General features: G+C 37.9%; 26 protein-coding genes. 18 read left to right on the forward strand and 8 right to left on the reverse strand.

Annotated features, from left to right (window positions below):
- Window positions 1–38: 38 nt before the first annotated feature.
- The 3 genes from greB to envZ all read left to right on the forward strand — a co-directional run bounded on the left by greB (window position 39) and on the right by envZ (window position 2,702).
- Window positions 39–515, forward strand: coding sequence for a transcription elongation factor GreB (gene greB / locus RGQ13_RS00955; protein ID WP_348391692.1), 477 nt, complete (start codon window positions 39–41; stop codon window positions 513–515).
- A 153-nt stretch (window positions 516–668) separates the two neighbouring features.
- Entirely contained in the window at window positions 669–1,394 is a 726-nt protein-coding gene (gene ompR / locus RGQ13_RS00960; RefSeq protein ID WP_348391693.1) for an osmolarity response regulator transcription factor OmpR, read from the forward strand.
- 15 nt (window positions 1,395–1,409) lie between these two features.
- Window positions 1,410–2,702, forward strand: coding sequence for a two-component system sensor histidine kinase EnvZ (gene envZ / locus RGQ13_RS00965; RefSeq protein WP_348391694.1), 1,293 nt, complete (start codon window positions 1,410–1,412; stop codon window positions 2,700–2,702).
- A 166-nt stretch (window positions 2,703–2,868) separates the two neighbouring features.
- Here envZ and RGQ13_RS00970 read toward each other — a convergent pair whose 3' ends face one another.
- The 4 genes from RGQ13_RS00970 to hslR all read right to left on the reverse strand — a co-directional run bounded on the left by RGQ13_RS00970 (window position 2,869) and on the right by hslR (window position 6,549).
- Entirely contained in the window at window positions 2,869–3,210 is a 342-nt protein-coding gene (locus tag RGQ13_RS00970) for a hypothetical protein (RefSeq protein ID WP_348391695.1), read from the reverse strand.
- 240 nt (window positions 3,211–3,450) lie between these two features.
- On the reverse strand, window positions 3,451–5,058 hold the full coding sequence (gene pckA, locus RGQ13_RS00975) for a phosphoenolpyruvate carboxykinase (ATP) (protein ID WP_348391696.1): 1,608 nt from the start codon (window positions 5,056–5,058) through the stop codon (window positions 3,451–3,453).
- Window positions 5,059–5,274: 216 nt separating this feature from the next.
- Entirely contained in the window at window positions 5,275–6,132 is an 858-nt protein-coding gene (hslO, locus tag RGQ13_RS00980) for an Hsp33 family molecular chaperone HslO (RefSeq protein WP_348391697.1), read from the reverse strand.
- 3 nt (window positions 6,133–6,135) lie between these two features.
- Window positions 6,136–6,549 carry a ribosome-associated heat shock protein Hsp15 gene (gene hslR, locus RGQ13_RS00985; RefSeq protein WP_348391698.1) on the reverse strand — a complete coding sequence of 138 codons (414 nt, stop codon included), beginning with the start codon at window positions 6,547–6,549 and terminating at the stop codon, window positions 6,136–6,138.
- Window positions 6,550–6,890: 341 nt separating this feature from the next.
- Between hslR and gspC the strand changes: the two genes are divergently transcribed.
- From gspC to RGQ13_RS01045, 12 genes are read left to right on the forward strand one after another with little or no spacing between them, the layout of a single operon-like run.
- The gene (gene gspC / locus RGQ13_RS00990) at window positions 6,891–7,841 is read left to right on the forward strand and encodes a type II secretion system protein GspC (protein WP_348391699.1); all 951 of its coding nucleotides are present in this window, start codon (window positions 6,891–6,893) and stop codon (window positions 7,839–7,841) included.
- Between the two features lie 18 nt (window positions 7,842–7,859).
- Window positions 7,860–9,983, forward strand: a complete 2,124-nt coding sequence (gene gspD / locus RGQ13_RS00995; protein ID WP_405054189.1) for a type II secretion system secretin GspD — start codon at window positions 7,860–7,862, stop codon at window positions 9,981–9,983.
- A complete protein-coding gene (gene gspE / locus RGQ13_RS01000; protein ID WP_405054149.1) occupies window positions 9,976–11,559 on the forward strand; it encodes a type II secretion system ATPase GspE in 1,584 nt (527 codons plus the stop codon). The genes gspD and gspE overlap by 8 nt, the downstream gene beginning before the upstream one ends.
- A 2-nt stretch (window positions 11,560–11,561) precedes the next feature.
- A complete protein-coding gene (gene gspF / locus RGQ13_RS01005; protein ID WP_348391700.1) occupies window positions 11,562–12,776 on the forward strand; it encodes a type II secretion system inner membrane protein GspF in 1,215 nt (404 codons plus the stop codon).
- A 9-nt stretch (window positions 12,777–12,785) separates the two neighbouring features.
- Window positions 12,786–13,223: a type II secretion system major pseudopilin GspG gene (gene gspG / locus RGQ13_RS01010; RefSeq protein WP_348391701.1), complete on the forward strand. Its 438-nt coding sequence runs from the start codon at window positions 12,786–12,788 to the stop codon at window positions 13,221–13,223.
- Window positions 13,224–13,254: 31 nt separating this feature from the next.
- Entirely contained in the window at window positions 13,255–13,830 is a 576-nt protein-coding gene (locus RGQ13_RS01015; protein ID WP_348391702.1) for a prepilin-type N-terminal cleavage/methylation domain-containing protein, read from the forward strand.
- Window positions 13,817–14,251 carry a type II secretion system minor pseudopilin GspI gene (gene gspI / locus RGQ13_RS01020; RefSeq protein ID WP_348391703.1) on the forward strand — a complete coding sequence of 145 codons (435 nt, stop codon included), beginning with the start codon at window positions 13,817–13,819 and terminating at the stop codon, window positions 14,249–14,251. The genes RGQ13_RS01015 and gspI overlap by 14 nt, the downstream gene beginning before the upstream one ends.
- A complete protein-coding gene (gene gspJ, locus RGQ13_RS01025) occupies window positions 14,248–14,871 on the forward strand; it encodes a type II secretion system minor pseudopilin GspJ (RefSeq protein WP_348391704.1) in 624 nt (207 codons plus the stop codon). Before gspI ends, gspJ begins: the two co-directional genes overlap by 4 nt.
- A 1-nt stretch (window position 14,872) precedes the next feature.
- Window positions 14,873–15,982: a type II secretion system minor pseudopilin GspK gene (gene gspK / locus RGQ13_RS01030; RefSeq protein WP_348391705.1), complete on the forward strand. Its 1,110-nt coding sequence runs from the start codon at window positions 14,873–14,875 to the stop codon at window positions 15,980–15,982.
- Entirely contained in the window at window positions 15,982–17,205 is a 1,224-nt protein-coding gene (gene gspL, locus RGQ13_RS01035; RefSeq protein ID WP_348391706.1) for a type II secretion system protein GspL, read from the forward strand. The genes gspK and gspL overlap by 1 nt, the downstream gene beginning before the upstream one ends.
- Window positions 17,202–17,672: a type II secretion system protein M gene (locus RGQ13_RS01040; protein WP_348391707.1), complete on the forward strand. Its 471-nt coding sequence runs from the start codon at window positions 17,202–17,204 to the stop codon at window positions 17,670–17,672. Before gspL ends, RGQ13_RS01040 begins: the two co-directional genes overlap by 4 nt.
- A 2-nt stretch (window positions 17,673–17,674) precedes the next feature.
- Window positions 17,675–18,430 carry a type II secretion system protein N gene (locus RGQ13_RS01045; protein ID WP_348391708.1) on the forward strand — a complete coding sequence of 252 codons (756 nt, stop codon included), beginning with the start codon at window positions 17,675–17,677 and terminating at the stop codon, window positions 18,428–18,430.
- Window positions 18,431–18,468: 38 nt separating this feature from the next.
- On the opposite strand, the gene RGQ13_RS01050 is transcribed toward RGQ13_RS01045, so the two are convergent.
- The 3 genes from RGQ13_RS01050 to rsgA all read right to left on the reverse strand — a co-directional run bounded on the left by RGQ13_RS01050 (window position 18,469) and on the right by rsgA (window position 21,194).
- Window positions 18,469–19,188 (reverse strand): glycerophosphodiester phosphodiesterase, encoded by a 720-nt coding sequence (locus RGQ13_RS01050; protein WP_348391709.1) that lies wholly within the window; start codon window positions 19,186–19,188, stop codon window positions 18,469–18,471.
- Window positions 19,189–19,192: 4 nt separating this feature from the next.
- Complete coding sequence (gene asd, locus RGQ13_RS01055; protein ID WP_348391710.1) at window positions 19,193–20,074, reverse strand: archaetidylserine decarboxylase; 882 nt, start codon at window positions 20,072–20,074, stop codon at window positions 19,193–19,195.
- Window positions 20,075–20,162: 88 nt separating this feature from the next.
- Window positions 20,163–21,194, reverse strand: coding sequence for a small ribosomal subunit biogenesis GTPase RsgA (gene rsgA, locus RGQ13_RS01060; protein ID WP_348391711.1), 1,032 nt, complete (start codon window positions 21,192–21,194; stop codon window positions 20,163–20,165).
- 98 nt (window positions 21,195–21,292) lie between these two features.
- Here rsgA and orn point away from each other — a divergent pair, with 98 nt between their 5' ends.
- The 3 genes from orn to RGQ13_RS01075 all read left to right on the forward strand — a co-directional run bounded on the left by orn (window position 21,293) and on the right by RGQ13_RS01075 (window position 24,491).
- Window positions 21,293–21,838 carry an oligoribonuclease gene (gene orn / locus RGQ13_RS01065; protein ID WP_348391712.1) on the forward strand — a complete coding sequence of 182 codons (546 nt, stop codon included), beginning with the start codon at window positions 21,293–21,295 and terminating at the stop codon, window positions 21,836–21,838.
- A gap of 118 nt (window positions 21,839–21,956) precedes the next feature.
- Complete coding sequence (locus tag RGQ13_RS01070) at window positions 21,957–23,621, forward strand: hypothetical protein (protein ID WP_348391713.1); 1,665 nt, start codon at window positions 21,957–21,959, stop codon at window positions 23,619–23,621.
- A 66-nt stretch (window positions 23,622–23,687) separates the two neighbouring features.
- A complete protein-coding gene (locus RGQ13_RS01075; protein ID WP_348391714.1) occupies window positions 23,688–24,491 on the forward strand; it encodes an alpha/beta fold hydrolase in 804 nt (267 codons plus the stop codon).
- An 11-nt stretch (window positions 24,492–24,502) separates the two neighbouring features.
- On the opposite strand, the gene queG is transcribed toward RGQ13_RS01075, so the two are convergent.
- On the reverse strand, window positions 24,503–25,648 hold the full coding sequence (gene queG / locus RGQ13_RS01080; RefSeq protein WP_348391715.1) for a tRNA epoxyqueuosine(34) reductase QueG: 1,146 nt from the start codon (window positions 25,646–25,648) through the stop codon (window positions 24,503–24,505).
- Window positions 25,649–25,653 lie beyond the last annotated feature (5 nt).

Below are 25,653 nucleotides of genomic sequence, written 5' to 3' on the forward strand. Positions count from 1 at the left end.
TACAGTATAGTCTTGATCAAATTTAAGAAGTTTATGTCGTGAAAACAAAATTAATAACCCGCGAAGGCTATCAACAACTGCAAAAAGAGGAAGATTATCTTTGGCGGGTGAAGCGGCCTGAAATTACAAAAGTTGTGGCTTGGGCAGCAAGCCTTGGCGATAGATCAGAAAATGCTGATTATCATTTTAATAAACGCGTGCTACGTCAAATAGACAGTCGTGTACGATTTTTGCGAAAACTTCTGCCAGATTTAAAAATTGTTGATTACTCTCCCCAACAAGATGGCAAAGTTTTTTTCGGTGCACGTGTAGAAATTGAAAATGAGAGTGGAGATATTAAAGCCTTTCGTATTGTTGGCCCGGAAGAAATATACGGTGATGCCAAAGACTATATTTCTATCGACTCACCTATGGCGCGAGCACTCTTAAAAAAAGAAGTCGATGATGAAGTTGAGGTTATGACACCAGATGGTCCAGTTTCTTGGTTTATTAATAAAATTGAATATCAGACCTAGTAATCTTCAGTTAATTAGGAATCATTGCTTACTTCATTCATAACTTGTAACAATCTAGCGCGACATAAAAGACTATTAGCTTTTGAAAAATAACAAAATTAGCTTATAGTCGATACTATAAGTAAATATAAACGTTAAGTGATAGAGGCTCTTATGGGACAGGAAACCCCGAAAATATTAGTGGTAGATGATGATATGCGCTTACGTGCATTGTTAGAACGCTATTTGGTTGAGCAGGGCTTCGTTGTTAGAAGTGCCGCTAACTCCGAGCAAATGGACAGATTGCTAGAGCGTGAAAATTTTCATCTATTGGTGCTTGACTTAATGCTACCCGGAGAAGACGGGTTATCTATATGTCGTCGTTTACGTCAACAAGAAAATCAAATCCCAATTATCATGCTGACCGCAAAAGGTGATGAAGTTGATCGTATTATCGGCTTGGAACTTGGCGCTGACGATTACATGCCTAAACCTTTTAATCCGCGCGAATTGCTGGCGAGAGTTAAAGCTGTACTACGTCGTAAAACTCAAGAAGCACCTGGCGCTCCATCGTTGGAAGAAGAAGTCATTGAGTTTGGTGAATTTTCATTAAACCTAGCGACGCGAGAAATGCGCAAAGGTGAAGAATCTATGCCATTAACCAGTGGTGAATTTGCGGTATTAAAATCATTGATTACTCATCCGCGAGAACCCTTGTCTCGGGATAAATTAATGAATTTAGCCCGAGGTCGAGATTATTCTGCGCTAGAACGCAGTATTGATGTGCAAGTATCTCGTTTACGTCGCATGCTTGAACAAGACCCTGCTAACCCACGTTATATTCAAACTGTTTGGGGACTTGGCTATGTGTTTGTCCCTGATGGTAGTAGTGTTGGTTAATTAGTCTGATCACAAATGAAAATATTACCACGTAGTGCCTTTGGCCAAACCGTATTATTGATTGGCTTTTTGCTATTAATAAACCAAGTCGTGTCATATCTATCGGTCGCCATATACGTTATTAAGCCTAACCTTGAGCAAATAAATCAGCTGCTTGCCAAGCAAGTTAAAGTGGTATTTATTGATGGTGGTAATTCAAAATTTAATCCTCAGCTAGCAGAGGCATTTCATAAAGAAACCGGTATTGGTGTTTATCGTGAACAAGACGCTTTAATGCTAGGCTTAGCTGAAGCTTCTTATTATCCATACTTGTCTATGCAAATGAGTGAGTTACTTGAAGGCGAGGCTGAAGTTAGGATATCTCAAGGTGACGAATACTTATTCTGGATCAGGCCGCCACAAGCGCCAAGCTTATGGGTTAAAATCCCGTTGCATGGTCTAGATGAAGCTAGTTTCTATCCCCTAATTTTTTATTTGGTATTAATCGGTGTATTAAGTGTTGCCGGTGGTTGGTTGTTTATTAGACAATTAAATCGACCTTTAAAGGCCTTACAAAAAGCCGCCATCGACGTAGGTAAAGGACAATTTCCTGAACCATTAAAAGAGCAAGGTTCAACAGAGGTCACTGCTGTAACTCGAGCTTTTAATCATATGTCAAAAGGAATAAAACAATTAGAGGCCGATCGTAGTTTGCTTATGGCCGGTATCTCTCACGACTTGCGTACGCCTTTAACTCGTATTCGCCTTGCTAGTGAAATGATGAGTGAAGATGAAGACTATCTAAAAGATGGTATCGAAAAAGATATTGACGATATGAATGCCATTATCGATCAATTTATTGATTATATACGTCATGATATGATGGATAAAACACAACCAATTGACTTTAACCAGATGATAAAAGATGTGGTTGAACTTGAAAGTGTTGAAGATAGAAATATTCACTTGCAGCTTGGTCCACAAGTTGAGATCCCTATGGTATATGCAGCAATGAAACGAGTATTGGCTAATTTAATTCAAAATGCTTATAAATATTCAAGCAATGACATTGAGATCAGCAGTGGTATTAATCAAGAAACCAACAGAGCCTACTTTAACGTTGCCGATAATGGCCCTGGTATTAGCGATAGTGAAATAGAACGTTTATTTCAACCTTTCACCCAAGGTGATACAGCAAGGGGCACTGAAGGTAGTGGCTTAGGGCTGGCTATTATAAAACGAATTGTTGATGGTCATGGTGGTAAAGTCACATTGAAAAACCGCAACAGCGGTGGTTTAGTGGCTACAGTTGAATTGCCATTAAGCTAATACCAATTCCATTAACTATGTGATCTACTTTTTAGTGAGGAAAAAGGGATAAATACAAGGCATAAAATTTTATAAGTAGTATTCTACTTAAAGGTTTTATAACGCAGTAGTTATTCATTTTAACCAGTAAAAATGAGCAGATAATTAATGGGCTTGGTATACAACATTAGTTAAAGGTAGTATTAATAAATATAGCCAGGCAATTTAATAATATAATCAGTAGTAACACAGCTCTTGATAGTTCTCTCGAAAGTGCACAAAAAGCCATCGCTGAGAATATCTGTAAAGATTTCCCAATCATTACTCCTTGAAATATTCCAAATTCATAAGCTAAATAGCGAATCACTAAATTGGCTTCTAAAGCAATACTGTCATTAAGCATAAACTGTAGGGTAGTAACATAATCTAAGGTGGCGGTTAACAATAAAATAAACCAGAAAATTCGATATTTCTGTAAGGCATAAAATAGGTTTTGTTGTAACGATACCTGTCTGTCTAATATGGTCATAGTCATTTAATACCAAGTTCACTTTATTAATGAAATTGGTATAAGCGCCAAATCAAAATCCGTTTTAAAGCTTTCCGTGCGGGGGCGCACTCACTCCAAAGTAATGATAATAGATCAGCAAGTGTAGTTTAGATTGTTAAATTTTCCATGTTTTTTGGTCTCAAAGGTTTTGCATACCCCATAAACAACAAAACCTGCAATTAGCAGGTTTTGTTAATCAATAAATTCTAAATTAAAACGTTATAGTTGCGGGCCAGCAGCAACTAAACTTGCACCATGGTCATTGTCAGTGAACTTATCAAAGTTATTTACAAAGCGTTTTGCTAAGTCTTCAGCTTTCGTATTCCACTCACTTGCATCAGTGTAAGTATCTCGGGGATCTAAGATGCTGCTATCTACATCAGGTAGAGCTTTAGGAACAGTTAAGTTAAACATTGGTAATGTTTGAACTTCAACGTTATCAATTGAACCATCTAGAATGGCGTCAATAATTGCGCGGGTATCTTTAATTGAAATGCGCTTACCTGTGCCATTCCAGCCAGTATTTACTAAGTACGCTTCAGCGCCAGCGTCTTGCATACGTTTTACTAATACTTCAGCATATTGAGTTGGGTGCAAGCTTAAGAATGCAGCGCCAAAACAACTTGAAAACGTTGGTGTTGGTTCAGTAATACCACGTTCAGTACCGGCTAATTTAGCCGTAAACCCTGATAAGAAGTAATATTCAGTTTGTGCCGGTGTTAACTTTGCAACAGGAGGTAATACACCGAATGCATCAGCAGTTAAGAAAATAACTTTTTTCGCGTGTCCAGCTTTAGAAACCGGCTTAACAATGTTTTCAATGTGATGAATAGGGTAAGAAACACGAGTGTTTTCTGTTTTTGAACCATCATCATAGTCAATCTCACCATCGCTGTTTACCACTACATTTTCTAATAACGCATCACGGCGGATAGCATTAAAAATGTCTGGTTCGTTTTCAGCACTTAGGTTGATGGTTTTAGCGTAACAGCCACCTTCAAAGTTAAATACACCATTATCATCCCAACCATGTTCGTCATCACCAATTAGCTGACGTTTAGGATCTGTTGATAATGTTGTTTTACCAGTTCCTGATAAACCGAAGAATATAGCTGTGTCTCCATCTTTACCAACGTTAGCACTACAGTGCATTGAGGCTATACCTTTAAGAGGTAATAGGTAGTTCATCATTGAGAACATACCTTTTTTCATTTCGCCGCCATACCAAGTACCACCAATTAACTGCATTTTTTCAGTTAAGTTAAAGGCAACAAAGTTTTCAGAATTTAATCCGTGTTCTTGCCAATCTTGGTTATTTGTTTTAGCACCGTTCATTACAATGAAATCAGGCTCGTAGTTTTCAAGCTCTGCATCAGTTGGACGAATGAACATGTTTTTTACAAAATGCGCTTGCCATGCAACTTCAGTAATAAAACGCACTTTTAAGCGAGTATCATCGTTGGCACCACAAAATGTATCAACAACAAATAAGCGTTTTCCTGAAAGTTGTTCTGTAACTAAACCTTTAATATGTGACCATGTTTCAGGTGTCATTGGTTTGTTATCGTTTTTACCTTGATCTGACCACCAAACAGTATCGCGACTTACGTCATCACGAACGATGTATTTATCTTTAGGAGAACGACCCGTAAATATGCCCGTATCAACAGCAACAGCACCTGATTTAGTGATTGTGCCTTTTTCATAGCCTTCAAGGCTAGCTTTAGTTTCTTCTTCGAATAATAATTCATAAGAAGGATTGTAAACAATTTCAGCTGTTTGGTTGATACCGTATTGCGATAAATCGATGGTCTTCGCAGTAGTCATTTTGACAAGCTCCTGGCCGCGTTAGAGTAAAAAGTCTAAAAAACATTTATATTGTTTGAATAGTAACGAAATTGTTAAGAGATTAAAAGATAAAATGTAGTCAATAATGAAAGTTTTTCAAGGTTGTTACAAAAAAGGCGCTAACAATAGCTGTACTGGGATAGTTAGCTATAAGTTAGCACCATTTTACATAAGGATTTTATATAAAATTAGTGCTTAGTTTGGGTTAAGCAGTGGGTTTAATTTTGCTTGATCAAAGTGGTAATTGGTTTTACAAAAATCACAGGTTATGTTGATTTGTTGGTGCTCATTAAGATGTTCAATAATGGCTTCTTTACCCATATTAGCGATAGCGGCTAAACATTTGTCTTCAGAGCAACCACAAACAAAACTTACCGCTTGCGGATCAAATAGGCGAACTTGCTCTTGATTATATAAGCGATAAAGCACTTCATTCGCATCTAAAGTAAATAACTCATCAGCTTTTATTGTTGCTGTTAACTGGCATATATGTTCAAAGTCGTCCATTTGCTGTTGTTTATCATCAGAATCTGGAACAACTTGCAATAAACATCCTGCCGCTTGAGTTTTATTAGCGTCAGCAAATAACCATATTTTAGTGGCCAGTTGTTCTGATGTTGCAAAGTAATGCTCTAAACACTGCGCTAAGGTTTCACCTTCAAGAGCTACAACACCTTGATAACGTTCACCTTGTTTAGGAATAATGGTGATAACCATATTGGCTTTCCCCATTAAATCATGCAGGCTTGAGCCCTTTATTTCGCCTTCAATACTGGCGATACCTCGCATTTGCTGTAAATTGTTACCATTAATTACTGCATATTTAACCGGGCCATTACCTTGAATTTGAACTGAAATTTCGCCTTCAAATTTTAATGTTGCAGTTAACAAACATGTGGCCGCCATTAATTGGCCAAGCAACTCAACTACCTCCGCAGGGTAGTCATGGTTGGTTATGATCTCTTTGAAGCTCTTATCTAGTTGTACTAACTCACCACGCGCATGGGTGTTATCAAATAAATAACGATTTAATACATCAGTATTAGTGGTCACTAATTATATCCTTTCTTTAAATTCACGTAATTTACGACGCTGTTTTTTGTCTGGTTTACTGTCACTTGCCGGGCTTAATAAGGTGCCTTGTTTTCTTGCTATGTTCACTTTTTCTCGCGTTTCTATGCTTTGTTTAGTTTCTTCATAAAGTGTTTGCGCGAAAGTTGCATCACGGCGTCTATCTGCTAGGGCAATAACTGTGATTTCTTTTTCATCAAAGCCTTGGCGAATTCTAATTTTGTCACCAAGTACGACATTTTTACTCGATTTACTGCGTTGGCCGTTGTAAAACACCTTGCCGCCATCAATCATTTGTTTGGCAATGGCACGAGTTTTATAAAAGCGAGCAGCCCATAGCCACTTATCAAGACGAAAGTGTTCGGTATTTGATAAATCTTTATCTTGGTGCTTGCCCATGCTTATGCCCCCAGTAAATTTGCGCGAAAGTTAACATATTTAGGAGCAATTCTCCACAAGTTCGACTATATTTTACCTCATTAGTTGGATGAAAAATGTACGAAAACGCACCTGTTCAAACTGCATTTGTTAAGAAAAAGCTGTAGGGGTTAAATTGCAGTGAATTTTTTGGTGAATATGCTTGTCTGTAAACTATAGGTGACAACAAATATGTAAACCAACTGTAAACCTATGAGATAAGACAAAAAAAATGCTCATTCTAACTTGTTGTGGCGCTCTTGCTCACGTATTATCAGGAGCAGTTAAAATTTTAATCTTTATATAAGTATTTAAAAAACATCATGGATTTAGCGCAAATTACAATTCGGTTACAGTCTTTATGGCAACAAGTGCCACAAAAACGACTGACACAAGTGCTAATGTCTTTGTTGGTAGTTTATATCGCTTATTGGAGTGCCAATTTTACTTGGGCGCTTTATCCTGAAGGTGCAACCAAATCATCTACGGCAGCGATTAAATCATCTACAAGTACTTCTAGTAGACAAATTAATACATCAGCAATTCGTAGTTTAAATTTGTTTGGCGAATACAACAAAGAACAACCTGTTGTAAAACAGACTGAAAAAATTGAATCCGCGCCAGAAACTCGTTTAAAACTTACGTTAACGGGATTAGTTGCTTCTGACGACCCTACAACTGCAGCTGCTATAATTGAATCTAAGGGTAAACAAGAGACATATGGAATTGATGACAAGATAGAAGGTACCCGGGCAATATTAAAACAGGTGCAAAACGATCGGGTTATTATTCAATCATCAGGCCGTATGGAAACGTTAATGTTAGATGGCTTTGAATATACACAAGGTAATGGTCGTGAGGTTGTGACAACTGAGTCTGACCCTAAAGTTGTTAAAACTAGAACTAAAACAAGTTTAACTAACAAAAACGCGACCGACCCAGAAAAGAGTGCACGAATTAAAGAGCGAGTTGCTAAAGCTCGAGCCGATATTTTAGATAATCCAGGTAAATTAACTGATTACATTAAAGTATCGCCTTATCGCAAAGACGGCAAAGTAAAAGGTTATCGTTTAATGCCAAGTAAAGACCCTGAATTTTTTGCCGGGGTAGGCTTATTACCCGGTGATATTGCTATACAAATTAACGGTAAAGATTTGACCGATATGCGAGAAGCCCAAAAAGCGCTTATCGAACTGCGTAAAGCAGAACATGTAGACATATTAGTAGAACGAAACGGTGAATTACACGACGTTTCTTTAGGCTTAAATAATTAATTGGAGAGTTTCATGCGCATGAACCTTAGCGCAAAACAGTTTAAACGTGCTTTTGCAAATATATTAGCAGCGATCACGATGGCCTGTACTTTATGTATAGCGTCTGCGTCTGCCGCACAGTATTCACCTAATTTTAAAGGCACAGAAATAACTGAATTTATCAACATTGTTGGTAAAAACCTAAAGAAAACTATTATTGTTGACCCAAAAGTTCGCGGTAAAATTAATGTACGTAGTTATGACCTGTTAACTGAACAGCAGTATTTTCAGTTTTTCTTAAACGTTCTAGAAGTTTATGGCTTTGCCGTTGTTGAAATGGAAAACAACGTTATTAAAGTCATTCCAAATAAAGACGCCAAAAGTGCTTCAATTCCCGTTGTTGGTGATGACAACCCAGGCATGGGTGACGAAATGGTTACTCGTGTTGTTGAAGTTAAAAATGTATCTGTACGTGAATTATCACCATTACTACGCCAGTTAAGTGACCAAGCTGGTGGTGGTAACGTAGTTCACTATGAACCATCAAACGTAATTATGCTTACCGGTACTGCTGCAGTAGTGAATCGTTTAGTAAATATTATTACTCGTGTTGACAGAGCTGGTGATCAAGACGTAGAAATTGTGAAGTTAAAGTATGCTTCAGCCGGTGAAATGGTACGTATCATTGAAAATATCAATAAACCAACTTCAGGTAAGTCTGATACCCCAGCATTTTTAATTCCTAAAATAGTTGCTGACGATAGAACTAACTCAGTGATTATTAGCGGTGAAGGTCAGGCTCGTGAGCGCATTGCCCGTTTAATCGAGAAATTAGACAGCGAATTAGAATCATCAGGTAATACTCGAGTTTATTACTTAAAATATTCAAAAGCTGAAGATCTCGTTTCTATATTGCAAAGTGTCAGCGACAGTATGCAAAAAAGTGCTACAGCGTCAAAAACTACTTCTAAAACATCAACAAGTCGTAGCCGCTCTTCTGGTACTCGTAATATAAGCATTGATTCGCATGAAGATACTAACACCTTAGTTATTACTGCAGAACCAGACATGCTGCGTTCACTTGAATCAGTTATTCGCCAATTAGATATTCGCCGTGCACAAGTACTTGTTGAAGCTATTATTGTTGAAGTGTTTGAATCTGATGGCGCACAATTAGGTGTGCAATGGTTTCATGAAGAAGGCGGTTTTACCCAGTTTAATAATGGCATTGTACCAATAAGTGGAGTAGCAGCAGGAGCAATTGCTGCCGAGGGTGAAGAAGGTACTACTGTTACTACCATAGATGGTAATGGTAACCCGGTAACGACTACAAACCCTGATACTGACGGTGATTTTACTATTCTTGCTCAGTTGCTTGGCAATGTGAATGGCATGATGTTTGGCGTGGTTGAAGACAACTGGGGCGCGATAGTGCAAGCCGTAAGCTCTGATGTTAACTCAAATATTCTAGCTACTCCAAGTATAACCACACTAGACAATGAAGAAGCGTATTTTATTGTTGGTCAAGAAATTCCAATTATTACTGGTTCAGCTACTGGCAGCAATAATGCCAACCCGTTCCAAACCGTTGACCGTAAAGAAGTGGGTATTAAATTAAAAGTAACACCACAAGTGAACGAAGGCTCGGGCGTACAATTAACAATTGAACAAGAAGTGTCTAGTGTAAGTGGCGCAACAGGTGTTGATGTTTCAATTAACAAACGTGAAATTAAAACCACAGTAATGGCCGATAGTGGCTCTACTATTATTCTTGGTGGTTTAATTGATGAAGACGTACAAGAAAGTATGCAGAAAGTACCAATTTTGGGTGATATTCCTATTATTGGGCATTTATTCCGTTCAACGGGTAGTACAACCCGCAAACGTAATTTGATGGTGTTTTTAAAGCCAACAATTATTCGTGATGGTGACTTGATGGAGTCAATATCAAAAGAAAAATATAACTACATTCGTGCAGACCAAATTCGCAAGCAAGAAAATGGTTTAGCGTTAATGGATGATGCGGTTTTACCGTTACTGCCTGAGTGGAAAAACGATTTAGAATTACCGCCTACGTTTGATGAATATATGGAAGAACGTGCGATAGAAGAGTTAAGTAAAGATTTAACCGAAGCTGAGCAGCAAGCGGGTGAAAATGAGTAACACCGACACTTTATTATCTGCAGACAGTAGCGTTAATAAAGACTCTTTAGTGATGACAGAGCAGGAATTATTTGCTCAAAATGAACTCGCTGAAGAAGAGATTCAGCACTTGCCATATCAACTACCGTTTGGTTTTGCCAAACGCCATAGTGTGTTAGTTGAATTAGATGAAAATGATCTAATCGTGCATGTTACCGATACATTAAAGGTAGATATCTTACTTGAAATACGCCGTTTTTTAGGGCGTAGATTCAGTGTGGCAAATCACAGCGCCGAAGAGTTCGAACAGTTACTAACAATTGCATATCAACGTGATTCATCTGAAGCACAGCAAATGATGGAAGATATTGGCAACGAAGCAAATCTGTATTCACTTGCCGATGAAATTCATGAAGCTGAAGATCTGCTTGAAAATGAAGATGATGCACCTATTATCAAATTGATTAATGCCATGTTGTCAGAAGCGATCAAAGAAAATGCTTCTGATATTCATATAGAAACCTTCGAAAAAGTACTAAAAATTCGTTTCCGTGTTGATGGCGTATTACGTGAAATATTGAAACCTAATCGTAAGCTGGCATCAATGTTAGTTTCACGTATCAAGGTTATGGCAAAACTTGATATTGCGGAAAAGCGCATTCCGCAAGATGGTCGGATTTCTTTGAAAATAGGTGGCCGTGCCGTTGATGTTCGTGTGTCTACTATGCCATCAAGCCATGGTGAACGTGTAGTTCTTCGTTTATTAGATAAAAATGCCGCTCGTTTAAATTTACAAGATTTAGGCATGACCGATAAAGGGCGGGAAACCTTTACCAGTGTTATAAGTAAGCCACATGGGATTATTTTGGTTACCGGTCCGACCGGCTCTGGTAAAAGTACCACGCTATATGCAGGTTTAACTCAAATTGATGCCAATGAACGAAACATCTTAACGGTAGAAGATCCAATTGAGTTTTCTATTGAAGGTATTGGTCAAACACAAGTTAATAGTAAAGTAGACATGACTTTTGCTCGTGGTTTACGTGCTATTTTGCGTCAAGATCCTGACGTAGTGATGGTTGGTGAAATTCGAGATTTAGAAACTGCACAAATATCAGTGCAAGCAAGTTTAACCGGTCACTTAGTGTTATCAACTTTACATACTAATACAGCTGCTGGTGCTATTACTCGATTAGAAGATATGGGTATTGAACCATTCTTGTTATCGTCAAGTTTGATTGGGGTTTTAGCACAGCGCTTAGTAAGAACGTTATGTGTGCATTGTAAAGAGGCACACGTTGCTTCTGAAGAAGAAGCTAAATTACTTGGTATAACTGATAATAAAGAACATTTGATCTATCGAGCTACTGGCTGTGAAAAGTGTAAAAATTTAGGTTATAAAGGTCGTACGGGTATCCATGAATTATTAGTAGTTGACGATAATGTACGAGAGCTAATTCAAAACAATGCTGGTGAGCAAGCGATTGAGAAAATGATCCGTGATCATACACCTAGTATTCGTGATGATGGTTTTGGAAAAGTGTTAAATGGCGAAACCACACTTGAAGAAATTTTACGAGTAACTAGAGAAGACTAGTTATGGCAGCATTTGATTATCAAGCGGTAGATTCTCGCGGTAAAAATAAAAAAGGTGTTGCCGAAGGCGATAATGCTCGGCAGGTGAGAAGCTTTTTGCGTGAGCAAGGTCTTATCCCTATTGAGGTAACACCGAGCTTAGAAAAAGCTAAGAAAGAGGCAAATCGTCCGAGCTTTGGCGAAAAGAAAATATCGGCAGGTGAGTTAGCTTTAATTACTCGTCAATTAGCAACTCTAGTGGAGTCAGGTTTACCGTTAGAAGAAGCTTTGATGGCTGTTGCTGAACAATGTGACAAAGATAAGCTTAAAAGTATGATCATGTCGGTGCGTTCAAAAGTTACCGAAGGTTATGGTTTAGCCGAATCTATGGCTGAATTTCCAAGTGTGTTTGATAATCTATTCCGAGCAATGGTTTCTGCAGGTGAAAAATCGGGTCATTTAGATAATGTGTTGAACCGTTTAGCCGATTACACTGAACAACGTCAACATATGAAATCACAATTAGTGCAAGCGCTCATTTATCCAGTGATTATGACTATTGTAGCAGTTGCAGTTATTGTTATTTTATTGGTCGCGGTAGTGCCTGAAATTGTCGGGCAGTTTGAACATATGAGCCAAGAATTACCCGGCACAACCACGTTTTTAATCGCGGTGAGTGAGTTCTTACAAGACTATATATTATATATTATTGGCCTTATTTTTATTGCCAGTGTGCTGTTTAAGCAAATGATGAAAAAGCCAGCCTTTAAAATGATGGTGCATCGACGTTCCTTGTCTTTACCTATCATAGGGAAAGTTACCAGAGGCTTGAATACAGCACGCTTTGCCCGCACATTAAGTATATGTACTGCAAGTGCAGTACCGTTACTTGAAAGCATGAAAATAGCTGGCGCAGTATTAACTAATGATCATATTGCCGAAAAAGTAGAAGAAGCCTCAGCTCAAGTACGTGAAGGCACAAGCTTGCACGCTTCATTAAAGAAAACCAAACTGTTTCCGCCAATGATGTTACACATGATTGCAAGTGGTGAGAAATCTGGTGAATTAGAAAACATGTTAGGTAGGGCTGCTGATAACCAAGACCGTGAATTTGAAGCGGTAGTGAGTATTTCACTAAAAGTCTTTGAACCTGCACTTATGGTAAGCATGGCAGCAGTAGTACTTTTTATCGTTATGGCCATTATTCAGCCAATAATGCAATTAAATACATTAATTTAGGTAGTAAAAATGAAAGATAAACGCAATAAAGTAAAAGGCTTTACCTTACTGGAAGTAATGGTAGTTATCGTAATATTAGGGATTTTAGGTGCCATGGTTGTACCAAACCTAATGGGTAACCTTGATACCGCAAAAATTAAAACTTCTGTCTCGGATATAAGTTCAATAGAGCAACAATTGAAGCTTTATAAAATGGCTAATTATAATTATCCAACAACTGAACAAGGCTTGGAAGCTCTAGTTGAAGAAACTGACATTGAGCCATTACCAAGGCGTTTTCCTGAAGGCGGATATTTACCTCGCCTGCCAATGGACCCGTGGGGTAATGAGTACTTGTTATTAAATCCAGGTGAAAATGGCAACATTGACGTATTCAGTGTTGGACCTGATGGTGAAGCAGGTACCGAAGATGATATTGGTAACTGGAACTTAGAAGAGTACAGATAAACATTATTGTTTATTGTAAAAAGTATAGAAAATGAAAAAAAATAGGGGTTTCACACTACTTGAAGTCATGCTGGTACTGCTCGTTATTGGCATGATTTTAAAAACATTAGTCGGTAATGTTACCGGCTCCCCTATTGAAGATAAGCTTGAATCTGATAGCCAAAAGTTTGCCGCACTTTTTACTTTAGCAAGTGAATATGCATTGTTAAATAACATTGAGCTAGGTTTATTGGTTGAAGAAGACAACTATCAATTCTTAGCCTTTGATGGGTTAAAGTGGGTAGCAGTTCCTGATCAAGACAGTTTAACGCAAATCTATTTTGAAGAGCCATTTCAAATTACTCTCACCCTTGATGATTTGCCTGTTGATGGGCAGATGATTATCGACCAATCAATGTTTGAAGGTTTCGAAGACGAGCAGGCATTTGAAGATGAAGAAGAGTTGGTTTATCCACAAATATTCATTCTTTCTGGCGGAGATATTACTCCCTTTAAGCTAACGTTTGGCTATGATGATGGTTTTGATATACCGATGTTTTTCGACGTAACCGGAACTTACACCATACCCCTTGTGGTTGAGGGACCGTTTTTTGATGAACAACGCTAAGTTAACCATGCCAGCAACTCATTTCAGGCAGCCTTTATGTCCACCAAAACAATCGATTAGTGGCTTTACCCTAATAGAAGTCATGCTTGCTCTAACTATATTTGCTTTTGCCGGTACGGCATTAATGAAAGTGGCGGGTACAAGTCTGCTTGGATCAGCTCATCTAGAAGAGTTAAGCGTCGCAACTTGGGTTGCGTCAAATGAATTGGTCGAAGCTAATTTATTGCAAACATGGCCGCCAAAAAAGAAAAGCGGTAAAACCGAAATGGCAGGTCGGGAGTGGCACTGGCAACATGTTATTCTACCAACCGAAGATAAAAATATGCGCGCTATTACTGTTGAGGTAAGGGCAAATGAAGACGATAAAAACTCAATCGCTAGCTTAATTACTTATGTTAGTAATCCGCAGGCACAAAAATGAATACTGCCAAAGGTTTTACCTTACTTGAAGTGCTTATTGCCATTGTTTTGTTTTCATTAATTTCACTTTCCAGTGTGAAACTTTTAACCGCAATTATTGACAGCAGTGAACAAGGAAAAGCACATAGTGATAGATTGAATGAGCTACAACGTGCTTTTTTAGTAATGGAACGTGACTTTATTCAAATGACTCGCCGTCGTGTACGTTTAAATGGCGATGCAGCTTTAAAAACATTCATTCATACTAACGAATCAACTTATTCTTCAAATACTCACGGTATTGCCTTTGTACGCCAAGGTTGGAGAAATCCCGCATTATTATTACCGCGTAGTGATGTACAAGCAGTTGCATATCAATTAGAAGAAGATGTTTTAAATCGTTTACACTATGTATTTGTTGATTCAGTTGTAGGCGAAGAACCTAAAATTAGACCATTAATCTCTAACGTAGAAAAAGTAGATTTTGAATTTTTCAATGGTAAAAAGTGGGTAAAAGACTTACCAGAAGAAGATTTACCTATGGCTGTTGCGATCGAAATTGAAATTACCGATATAGGGCTAATCCGGCGTCAGTTTTTAGTACCAGGGCTTGCTGACCCTAATGCTGAAAGTGATGACTAAAATGGCTATACTTAACATTAAGCGACAAACAGGTGTAGCGTTAATCACTGTGATGCTGGTGGTAGCTATCGCGGTGGTTTTGGCCACTAAATTGAGCACTGCATTAATGTTTCAAATACAGCGTACTGATAACTTGAACTCTAATCAGCAGGCTTATTGGTATGCAATGGGTGCAGAGGCCTTTGCAAAATCTGTATTAACGCTATCGTTTAAGGAAAAAGATGATAAAGCCGTGACCAATTTAGGTCAGCCTTGGGCTTCTGGTGAAACGAGTTTTCCGGTAGATTTAGGTACCATTAGCGGCGAAATAACCGATATGCACGCTTGCTTTAATTTGAACTCATTAATTAATAAAAATCAAAATAATGATACAGGTGACACACCTCCAGGTGAAAATCCAGATGCAGACGAACCACCTGATGAAGATGATAAAACTGAAAACAATAAACCACCAGGTAAAACTGGTAGTAGTGGCCGAGTAATCGAAAATAAGGCGAAAGTTGCTTTTATTGAATTAGTTAATTTATTAAATATTGATGGTATAGGTTCATTTGAAGCAGAATCTATGGCGGAAGCTCTTATTGATTGGCTCGATGAAGATTCATCAATTGCCAGTGCTGGCGGTGCTGAAGATAACGACTATGCAGCTAAAGAATATCCTTATTTAGCTGCTAACAGTTTATTAGCGAGCGTGAATGAATTAAGGTTAATAGAGCATTTTACTCCACAAGTAATTTTTGCATTACAAGATTTTGTTTGTGTGATACCAAATTCAGATGTACATAAAATAAATATCAATACCATTGACGAAGAAAATATAGAGTTATTACAAGCGTTGTTAGGTGGTATTGGTGCAAGTGAAGCAGAAGAAATTTTGTCTGAACGTGGTGAAGAAGGGTTTAAAAACATTAGTGAGTTTACTAGCTTACCAGCGGCGAAGTCACTTAAAGATTTTGGTCAGTTTAAACAACAATTTGTTGTCGACAGTGAGTATTTTAAACTGACCACTAAAACATCATTTAATGATAGTTATTTTAGTATGAATTCAATTATGAAAATAAATAAAGATGAAACCATTAGCGTGGTTAACCGAAGTGTTGGAGTAAATTAATGCGAGAAAATTTATACATTCGCATTGGTAGTCAAGATTCAGATCCTATTCAGTGGTTGATTACTGCTGAAGGTGAAACTGATGAAATAGCTAGTGGTGAATTAGCTAATAAAGACCGCTTAAGTGAGCTTACCGAAAAAGCGAAAAGCCGTACTGTAAAAGTGATTATTAACGGTGCCGATGTACGCTTACATAGTTTGACCGTACCAGGAAAATCTGAGCGAGCTATAAAAGCAGCAGCGCCCTACATGTTAGAAGATGATCTTGCTGATGATGTAGAGAAGTTATTTTTTGCCTTTGCTAGTAAACCTAAAAATCATCTAGGTGATGAGAACTGTTTTTGTGCAGTCATTGCACATCAACAAATTGATATTTGGCTTACTTGGTTCAACGATGCTGACATCATTGTAAAAGCTATGCTGCCAGATTTTCTTGCTTTACCGCTTATAGAAGATAATTGGACCACTTTAGCTATTAACCAACAGATCTTAATTCGCAGCGAGGTTTGGCAGGGGTTTGTGGTAAATGACACAATTTCAGAATTGGTTTTTAAACAGCTATTAACAGATCAAGAAGAGCCTCAGCAACTCACAACGTATTCACCAATAGAAGTTGACGAAGACTTATTTACCATTGCAGCAATGCCAGAAGAGTTGCCTTTACTATTGTTGGCAAAAGGTTATGAGACGCAACCATTTAATCTTTTACAAGGTGAATATTTAGTAAAAGAACAACGTTCGCCAGAAATAACAAATTGGCTTTGGGTTGCAGGTGTTGCAGTGATCGCTTTATTGCTTAATTTAACCGGTAAAGTTGTTGAGTTGAACCAGTTAAATAGTAAATACGAGCAAGTTAGCGAAAATATAAAAACTGATTATAAAAAGGCCTTTCCGCAAACTAAGCGAGTACGTTTAACTACGGTGAGACGCCAAATTAATAGCAAGTTAGCAGAGTTTGGTGCTGCAACCACAGATTCTGGTTTATTAGCTATGCTGGAAAAAGTTCAGCCTGCATTTGCTCAAGTACCTAAATTAAAACCAGAGTCTTTGCGTTTTGATGCCAAGCGCAAAGAGCTACGATTAGCGGTAACGGCTAGTGACTATCAGAGCTTTGAGCAATTCAAACAATTGTTAGAACAGGCGGCATTAACGGTTGAAACAGGTGCACAAAATAACCAAGGTGATGTTGTAACTGGTTCGTTTAATATTAGGAGTAAGTCATGAAACAATGGTGGCAAGGCTTAAACCCAAGAGAACAACAACTCGTTGCGGCGATGTCTGTTATTGTCATTGTGTTTTTATTTGTGAGTTTGGTGTGGCAACCGTTAAATACTAACATTGAAAAATCGCGCATTAAGTTAGTGAAGCAGCAGGAGCTTGCTGTTTGGGTAAGTGAAAACGTTGCTCAATATAAACAATTACAAAAAAGTGGTGGCACCAAATCATCAGGTGGTAGTTTATCTAGTGTTGTTAATCGAACGGCTAAACAACGTGCTATCGCTATTGCTCGTATGCAACCGCAAGGAGATGACTTACAAGTATGGATCGATGAAGTTGCCTTTAATGATTTGGTCGATTGGTTAGAGCATTTAACTACTAACGAAGGGGTTATTATCCAAGCAGCTGACCTTGCCGTAGGTAATGTTGCTGGCACTGTTAAAGTACGTCGTTTACAACTAGGAAAAGCATAATAATGCAATTGCAAGACATTAAGAAGTATTCGGCTATAGTTGCCGGATTTATTGCCTTATATTTAATTTTTTTAATTTCATTAGCCCCCGCGGATAAATTAATTTCACAAATATCATTGCCTAAAGGTGTGAGTTTACAGGGTATATCTGGCTCGGCGTTTTCAGGTAAAGCCAAATCGGTTACCATAAATAAATATACAGTTGAAAATGTTCAATGGTCGGTAAGCCTATTATCGCTAATCACCTTTGATCCTAGCGTAGCGGTTAATTTTGGGGATCGTTTAAGTAGTGTGTCAGGTTCGATGGATTTATCTAATCTTGGACCGGAGCTGCTTGTCGAAAATGCCCATGTAATAGTGGATGCAAACGAGGTGGTAACACAGCTTAACTTACCCATCGATATGAATGCTGGCGGGCAAGTTACCTTAGATATATTAGCTATAGGATTGGGAAAACCGGTCTGTGCTATTGCTGACGGTGTTATGCAATGGGATAACGCTAATGTAAATGCCATGGACGAAGACATTGACTTAGGTTCATTGAAAGCAACTTTAGCCTGTAATGAAGGTGCGTTAGCTATCACCATTGATCCTAAAAATGATTTAGGTTTAGAGCTTACGGCGAATGTTGCAAGCATGAGAAGAATAACAGCAGATGGTTATTTAACGCCGGGAAACAAATTTCCTAGTGCACTTAAACCGGTGCTAGGTTTTATTGGTAAAAAGGATTCGAAAGGCCGCTATACAATTCGTTTATAATCGAATTTGTGTAAACGACTGCAGGGCTATCGTCAAAATCAATTATCGATAATAGGTAGCCCTTTTAAATGGGCAATTTTTACTAACGATTTGGTTGGGTAATTAGTGAATATGCCATCTACACCTAAATAATGCATTTCGCTAATATCATCTTCATCATCGACAGTATAAACAAATACTTTCAAACCACGTTGATGTGCATCGCTGACAAATTCCTGATTAACAAAATCTATAGCAATATGTACGCTATAAGCATGTAAGTGCTCAGCAAAAGCCGCATAAGTTAACGGGCAGCTTGCAGTTAAAGCGCCAACATTTAATTCTGGATTTATTGATTTAATTTCAAAGAGTAAATGGTGATTAAACGATGAAAACAAAAACTGATTATAGCTAAAATTATATAGGCTTACGGCTTTGTCGATAAGATCTAAAACCGGTAATACGGTTCGATCTGCTTTTAACTCTATATTGAGATGACACTTACCATTGATAGTTGCTAATACTTCTTCAAGGGTAGGTACTTGTTGGCCTTTCCCTGCATCTAGCTCTCGTATTTGCTTAAAGGAAAGTTTATTTATTTTGCCTTTGCCGTTGGTGGTTTTATCTACCCATCGGTCATGGATAACGATAAGCTCACCATCGCTAAGGTGGACATCAACTTCTATGGCATCCACCTGCATGGCTAATGCTTGCTCTATTGCTAATAGTGTGTTTTCTGGCTCATGGCCACTTGCACCTCTATGCGCAAAAACAAGCATAATTTTACTCTTCTACTTTTGGCATTATTACGTTAGCGTAAGTTTCACCTAAACGGGTCACTGTTTCAGGGCCATCACCATCAGTAAATTCAATCGTGTTTGGTGGGAAACAGCACACTGTAGTTGAACCTAATTTGAAACGGCCCATTTCTTCACCTTTTTCAAGATGAATAGCGTTTTCACCTTCACTTGGATAAGTCCAGGTCGTCACTTTCTTTTCTTTGCTTGGAGCGATGGTGCCAGCCCAAACAGTTTCAATGCTGGCGACTATTGTTGCACCAACCAATACCACAGCCATAGGCCCTATTGCTGTATCAAAAATAGCAACTACACGTTCATTACGGGCAAATAAGTTAGGTACATTTTGAGCTGTTAAAGGGTTTACTGAGAATAAATCGCCTGGTACAAAAATCATCTCGCGTAGGGTGCCTGCAATTGGCATATGAATACGATGATAATCTTTCGGAGCCAAATAAATAGTAGAAAACTTTCCTCCTTGAAATGGTGCAGCAGTTTCAGCTTTACCACCAAGTAAAGTTTCTAAAGAATAGTTAAACCCTTTAGCTTGAATAATCTGGTCATTAATAATGTCACCTTGTTGGCTAATAGCACCATCAACAGGATAACAAATTTCATTTGCATCAGGATTAATTGGGCGAGCACCGTCAACTAATTCACGAGTAAAAAAATCATTAAAAGTGGCAAACTCTTTAGGCTCTTGTATTTTCGCTTGGCTCATATCGATGCCGTAAGCTTTTATAAAACGCTTTATTGCAAATGTTGTTAACACACCACCTTTACCGGCGGCTAATTTACCAACTAAGCGTGATAAACCATGTTTTGGCATTGCATATTGCAAAGCAATTTTTAAATTATCAACTGACACTAAAGTTTCCTTTTTAAATTTTTTGAAAACGCTAAGCAAACAAAATTGCTAACTTAGCGTTATTTATTATAGATTATTTATGTAGATATTAATTAAATCTTGAGGTTAATTTATTATCACCAAGACTGGCTAGAATACGTTGATAACTGGCGAAGCGTAATGGATTTATTTTACCATCGCTTACCGCTTGTTGAAGAGCGCAGCCCGGGTCATTTTGATGTTTGCAGTCGCGAAACTTGCAATAACCAAGATGATCTTGAAACTCAATAAAGCCTTGGTTAACTTCTTCAGGGGATAAATGCCATAAACCAAATTCACGAATACCTGGAGAATCAATCAGTCGACCACCTGTAGGGAAGTGGTATAAGCGAGCTACAGTAGTGGTATGCTGTCCTAATCCTGAATTCTCAGAAACTATTTTTGTATCTATACCTAATTCCGGCATTAGTGAATTAACTAACGTAGATTTACCAACGCCTGATTGACCAACAAATATACTGGTTTTATCATTTAAGCGAGCGGTGATATTTTCTATACCCTCTTGTAATTTACTGCTGGCAAAAATTACTTCGTAACCTATTTCCTGATAAAGCGAGATGTGTATATCTATCAGCTCTTGATGTTCATCACTGAGTAAATCAATTTTATTCAATACAATAATGGGTTTAATACCCGTTAACTCAATAGCAACTAAGTAACGATCAATAATGTCCGGGTTGAAAGCTGGAACAACAGATGAAACGATAAAGATTTGGTCGATATTAGCAGCAATTGGTTTTAGTCCATCATAAACATCGGGTCTGGCTAATTCTGTAGTGCGATCATGTACCGCCTCGATAACACCGCTTATGCTGTGCTGCGTTTCTTTACCTTGACGCCAAACCACTGAATCACCGCAAACTATACTTTTAACCGTTCGGCGAATATTGCAGCGATATATATCACCATTGCTTGCTTCAACATCAGCATGCTGACCGAAGCGACTAACAATAATGCCATTTTGCTGTTCGCTCAGTTCACTATCTTGCCAAGCAATGTCTTTATCTTTGCTTAGTTTATTCGCTATATTTTGCTTAATGCGACGATGTTGACCTTTAGTCAATTTTTTTGCTTTAGCCACGTGTATATTTCATTTGTTAGCTGTTGATCATATGAATGCTTTAAATTATGCCGTATTATACTTAAATAGTAGTGATAATGAAAATATAAGGCGTTTAAATGGTTGTAAATGCGAATAATTTAATCTGGCTAGACTTAGAAATGACAGGCTTGGAGCCTGAGCAAGATGTGATCTTAGAGATAGCATCGATAGTCACTGATGGCGATCTTAATATATTGGCTGAAGGGCCGGTATTTGCCATCCATCAAAGTGATGATGTGCTAGCTAATATGAATGAATGGTGTGTCAAACAGCACGGTGCCAGTGGCTTAACTGAGCGTTGTCGCCAATCAAAGATCACTTTAGCGCATGCAGAGCAAGCAACTGTTGAATTTATTGAGCAGTACGTAGCAAAAGGTGTTTCTCCGATGTGCGGTAATTCAATTGGCCAAGACCGACGCTTTATTAACGCTTATATGCAAAATTTTGAGACTTGGTTTCATTATCGTAATATTGACGTAAGTACGATTAAAGAATTGGTTAGGCGCTGGCAACCCGAAGTTTTAGATAAGGTCACTAAACAAGGGACACATCTAGCTTTAGATGACATTAGAGAGTCAATTGCAGAATTAAAAGTTTATAGACAACACGTATTTAAAATATAATATAGCAAGTAAATATTATGTTAATGGTGCAATGTGGATTAGATTTGTACTAGTATTAGACTTGTTATAATAATTATCGTCACTGAAAAGTAGAATAATAATAAAAGGATTTGTGACTATGCAAGGCTCTCATGCTTTGGTGAAAACACCACGTTACATCATTACTAAGGCTGTACTTTATGTTGCCTTATTACTTGCCACCATGGGATTATTGGTGACAACTTCTTTATGGCTTTATAACCAGCAAGCTGAAAAAGCAGAATTTCTTCATAAACAACAAATACCTTTTATTAAAAATAATGCCCAATTGATGAAAAGTGTCGCTGAATTAGAAAATCAGTTAGTGGCTCAGCAATTGGCAATTCGTCATCAACAACTCGATCAACCTCTTGATGATGTAAAACAAGCATGGTTAGAAATTGTCGATTTAAGCAAACAGCATGTATTAATGGTAAATGATAATTTACGAGATAATACTGCAGATGATATTGCTAAAACGGCACAAATATTTGCTGATGGATATAAAAAGTTTGTTATTTTAGTCGATGACCTAATTCTTATTCGTCAATCACGCAATGGTCAATACAGCGCCAATACTCAAACCTTAATTGAAATTATTGAGCAAGTTGATGACATTCGCCGTGAAAAACAAAGGTTGCTTAATCAGAACTCTTTAGATTTTGTAAATAGCCAAAATAGAGTGAAAACCAACACCTTCAATGCTGTTATTGCATTAATGAATGAAGGCCAATTTTATCAATATATTTATCAAGAATTACTGAAGTTACAAAACCAGTTAACAGCCTTATCTTCAACTGTGTCTTCTCATCATTTTAATCAAATATCGACACAAATTGCTACATTAACGAAGAACATTAATAAAGAATTACAAACGAACAAAGCCAGTGATAAAAAGTTAAAACAATTGACTGCCGATATTAGTAGTATCACTAATCAACTCATGGGATCTGGGCAGTTATTTGCTAAGTGGCGAGATGAAAACATCACCACAAATAAAGTTATAAGTCAGTTAAAAGATTACCAAGATTTCTTGAATCAAACAGCTCTGTTAATTGAACGCCCTAATTTTTATGATTTACCAGAGTTTGAGTTAAACTTACCTATTATTGGTGTGAAAGTTAAGGAGTCAACCATGCTACCTATTGGTTTTCTGTTTATCTTAATCTTAGTATTCTCGAGCGGATTTTTAGCATGGCGTATTTTAAATCTAATTAATCGTACATTCCATGCCGGCGCAGATCATATGCAACTTGAGCATGAGAAAGAGTTGCAAGCTGAACAAGCATTGATCAATGTAAAAAATAAAGAAAAAAGTCAGCTTAAATCAATTATGGAAACCAATACCCATTCAGAACTCAAACAAACTGAGCAACAAGCAATTGCCGACTTAGATGAAGAGATTGAAGAGGCGCAGCCTAGTTTTTATCAAATTAATAATTTAATCATGAATCTTGAAAAGTTTAATCAATACCACGGCTCGGCTGAAATGGCAGTATTTATGCTTGATGATTATATGGAACGTAACAAGCAAAACTTCCAAAAACTCAAAGATGCTCTCGCCCATGAAAACTTAGCCAGAGTCAACGAAATTAATGAAGCGATTTTAAAAACAGCAATTATCTTATCGGCGCCGCGCTTAGTTAAAGTGTGTGAGCTACTAAGAGATGTATGTAACAAACAAGCAATTCATCAAGCAGTACCTCTTATTGTTGAAATGAATGAAGCGATCTTAGAAGTGGCTAAATTCGTTGAAGAGAGTTAGTGAAATCAAAGTGCATTAAGTAATTGAATTTCACTATTCTACTGTAGGTATTACTGAATTTAATCAATGAAAATTAACGATTTAGACTTTAATGTTGTAACTCGAGGAACAGGTCAAACACTTGTTTGGGGCCATGGTTTAATGGCTAATCTTGATAGTGAAAATAGGTTGAATATTTTTGCTTGGGATAATTTCCCCCATAATAAACAATTGGTTCGTTATGATGCTCGAGGGCATGGTAAAACTGAACCAACCTTCTCTGCGGATGATTACCATTGGCAAAATTTAGCAACAGATATGCATTTAATTGCGGATGAATTAGGCATTGGTCAATTCATCGCTGGAGGACAGTCTATGGGCTGTGCTACCTCTATTTACGCTGCTTTAAACAAACCTGATAATGTTAAAGCTTTAATACTGGTTAATCCACCTACTGCTTGGGAAACTAGAGCCGAACAAAAAGGGCTTTACAATAGGTTTGCTAGACTAGGTGGACTGTTAGGTGGGCGTTTGTTAGCTAAAGTTATGTCGAAAGATTTAGGGCGAATTTTACCTGCTTGGTTGGTTCAAGAAAAACAGGTTAATGCATCAGCAATACTTGCGGGAATTGCACAAATGAAACGCCGATCACTATATTATTTATTTAAAGGTGCAGGCTTAACTGATTTACCTAGCAAAGAAAAAATTAAATCTATTGCTGTACCCACTTTGATTTTGAGTTGGGAAGGTGATCCGAGTCATCCTGTTTCGACAGCAATTACATTGGCTGAACTTATACCAAATTCTGATCTACATGTTGCCAAAAACTATAAGGATGTGCAGCAATGGCCAGAAGTTTTAGTTAATTTTTTAAATCAAATTGATCGTTAATTCGCATAACCCTAGGCGTCTCTAGATAAGCCTTTTTCGATAGTACGTATTAAACGGGCGGTTAAGCGCTCGTTTTTATTTTCAATCAGTTGCTCTAGTTTTAACTGTTGTTGTTTTAATGCCCAATCAATATGTTCCTGCACCATTTCGCTATCTGTTTGCTGAGCTGTTAGTGCATCAACTATGGCTTGATCAAAAGGTGCATTACCTAATGCAACGGCAATATTTCGTTGCCAACAATCAAAGCCAATGCGACGAATAGGCGAACCTTCAGTGTTTTTTAAAAATTGCGATTCAGTCCAACTGAAAATTTCCAATAAGGTTATATCGTCAAGCTGGTTACGTGGTTGAAAATCATCTTCAACCGAGAGTTTGGCAAATTTATTCCATGGACAAATTAATTGGCAATCGTCACAGCCATATATTCTATTGCCGATTAATGGGCGAAACTCTTCAGGTATGGCATCCCTCAGCTCAATAGTTAAGTAAGAAATACAGCGCCTGGCATCTACAACATACGGCTTAACTATGGCATTTGTCGGACAAATTTTTATGCAAGATACACACTGGCCACATTGATTCTGTTTTGGTTGATCAGTTGGTAGAGGAATATCGACCATCAGTTCGCCCAAGAAAAACCAAGAGCCAGCTTGTTGATTGATTAACAAACTGTGTTTTCCTACCCAACCAAGGCCGGCTTTTTCTGCTAATGGTCGTTCTAACACCGGCGCAGAATCAACAAACGGGCGAAAGTTAAGGCTGTGGCAATACTCTTCAATTTTTTGGCCGAGTTGCTTTAAGCGATTACGCATCAGTTTGTGATAATCGCGACCAAGGGCATAACGAGACACAAACGCATGTTTTGGTTGTTTTAATATTTTGGCGAATTTAGCCTGAGTTGGCAGGTAATCAAGGCGGGCAGAAATTACTCTTAATGTGCCTGGCAGTAATTCATCGGGTCTGGCGCGCATTAGATCATGACGTGCCATATAATCCATATTGCCGTGATAGCCTTGCTCAAGCCAATGGCTTAAGGCTTTTTCATGGCTTTTTAAATCTACATCGCAAATACCAATATCACTAAATCCAAGTTCAGCCGCCCAAAGCTTGATTTTTTCGGCCAGTTGTTGATAGTTAATAGATGAATGATCGCTCATGGAAG

Source organism: Thalassotalea psychrophila (genome assembly GCF_031583595.1).
GTDB classification, from domain to species: domain Bacteria; phylum Pseudomonadota; class Gammaproteobacteria; order Enterobacterales; family Alteromonadaceae; genus Thalassotalea_A; species Thalassotalea_A psychrophila.

Coding starts and splice junctions, on each gene's coding strand:
- ompR (WP_348391693.1), top strand. CDS start 669: ATGGGACAGGAAACCCCGAAAATATTAGTGGTAGATGATGATATGCGC.
- envZ (WP_348391694.1), top strand. CDS start 1,410: ATGAAAATATTACCACGTAGTGCCTTTGGCCAAACCGTATTATTGATT.
- RGQ13_RS00970 (WP_348391695.1), bottom strand. CDS start 3,210: ATGACCATATTAGACAGACAGGTATCGTTACAACAAAACCTATTTTAT.
- pckA (WP_348391696.1), bottom strand. CDS start 5,058: ATGACTACTGCGAAGACCATCGATTTATCGCAATACGGTATCAACCAA.
- hslR (WP_348391698.1), bottom strand. CDS start 6,549: ATGGGCAAGCACCAAGATAAAGATTTATCAAATACCGAACACTTTCGT.
- gspC (WP_348391699.1), top strand. CDS start 6,891: ATGGATTTAGCGCAAATTACAATTCGGTTACAGTCTTTATGGCAACAA.
- gspD (WP_405054189.1), top strand. CDS start 7,860: ATGAACCTTAGCGCAAAACAGTTTAAACGTGCTTTTGCAAATATATTA.
- gspE (WP_405054149.1), top strand. CDS start 9,976: ATGAGTAACACCGACACTTTATTATCTGCAGACAGTAGCGTTAATAAA.
- gspF (WP_348391700.1), top strand. CDS start 11,562: ATGGCAGCATTTGATTATCAAGCGGTAGATTCTCGCGGTAAAAATAAA.
- gspG (WP_348391701.1), top strand. CDS start 12,786: ATGAAAGATAAACGCAATAAAGTAAAAGGCTTTACCTTACTGGAAGTA.
- RGQ13_RS01015 (WP_348391702.1), top strand. CDS start 13,255: ATGAAAAAAAATAGGGGTTTCACACTACTTGAAGTCATGCTGGTACTG.
- gspI (WP_348391703.1), top strand. CDS start 13,817: ATGAACAACGCTAAGTTAACCATGCCAGCAACTCATTTCAGGCAGCCT.
- gspJ (WP_348391704.1), top strand. CDS start 14,248: ATGAATACTGCCAAAGGTTTTACCTTACTTGAAGTGCTTATTGCCATT.
- gspK (WP_348391705.1), top strand. CDS start 14,873: ATGGCTATACTTAACATTAAGCGACAAACAGGTGTAGCGTTAATCACT.
- gspL (WP_348391706.1), top strand. CDS start 15,982: ATGCGAGAAAATTTATACATTCGCATTGGTAGTCAAGATTCAGATCCT.
- RGQ13_RS01040 (WP_348391707.1), top strand. CDS start 17,202: ATGAAACAATGGTGGCAAGGCTTAAACCCAAGAGAACAACAACTCGTT.
- RGQ13_RS01045 (WP_348391708.1), top strand. CDS start 17,675: ATGCAATTGCAAGACATTAAGAAGTATTCGGCTATAGTTGCCGGATTT.
- RGQ13_RS01050 (WP_348391709.1), bottom strand. CDS start 19,188: ATGCTTGTTTTTGCGCATAGAGGTGCAAGTGGCCATGAGCCAGAAAAC.
- orn (WP_348391712.1), top strand. CDS start 21,293: ATGGTTGTAAATGCGAATAATTTAATCTGGCTAGACTTAGAAATGACA.
- RGQ13_RS01070 (WP_348391713.1), top strand. CDS start 21,957: ATGCAAGGCTCTCATGCTTTGGTGAAAACACCACGTTACATCATTACT.
- RGQ13_RS01075 (WP_348391714.1), top strand. CDS start 23,688: ATGAAAATTAACGATTTAGACTTTAATGTTGTAACTCGAGGAACAGGT.
- queG (WP_348391715.1), bottom strand. CDS start 25,648: ATGAGCGATCATTCATCTATTAACTATCAACAACTGGCCGAAAAAATC.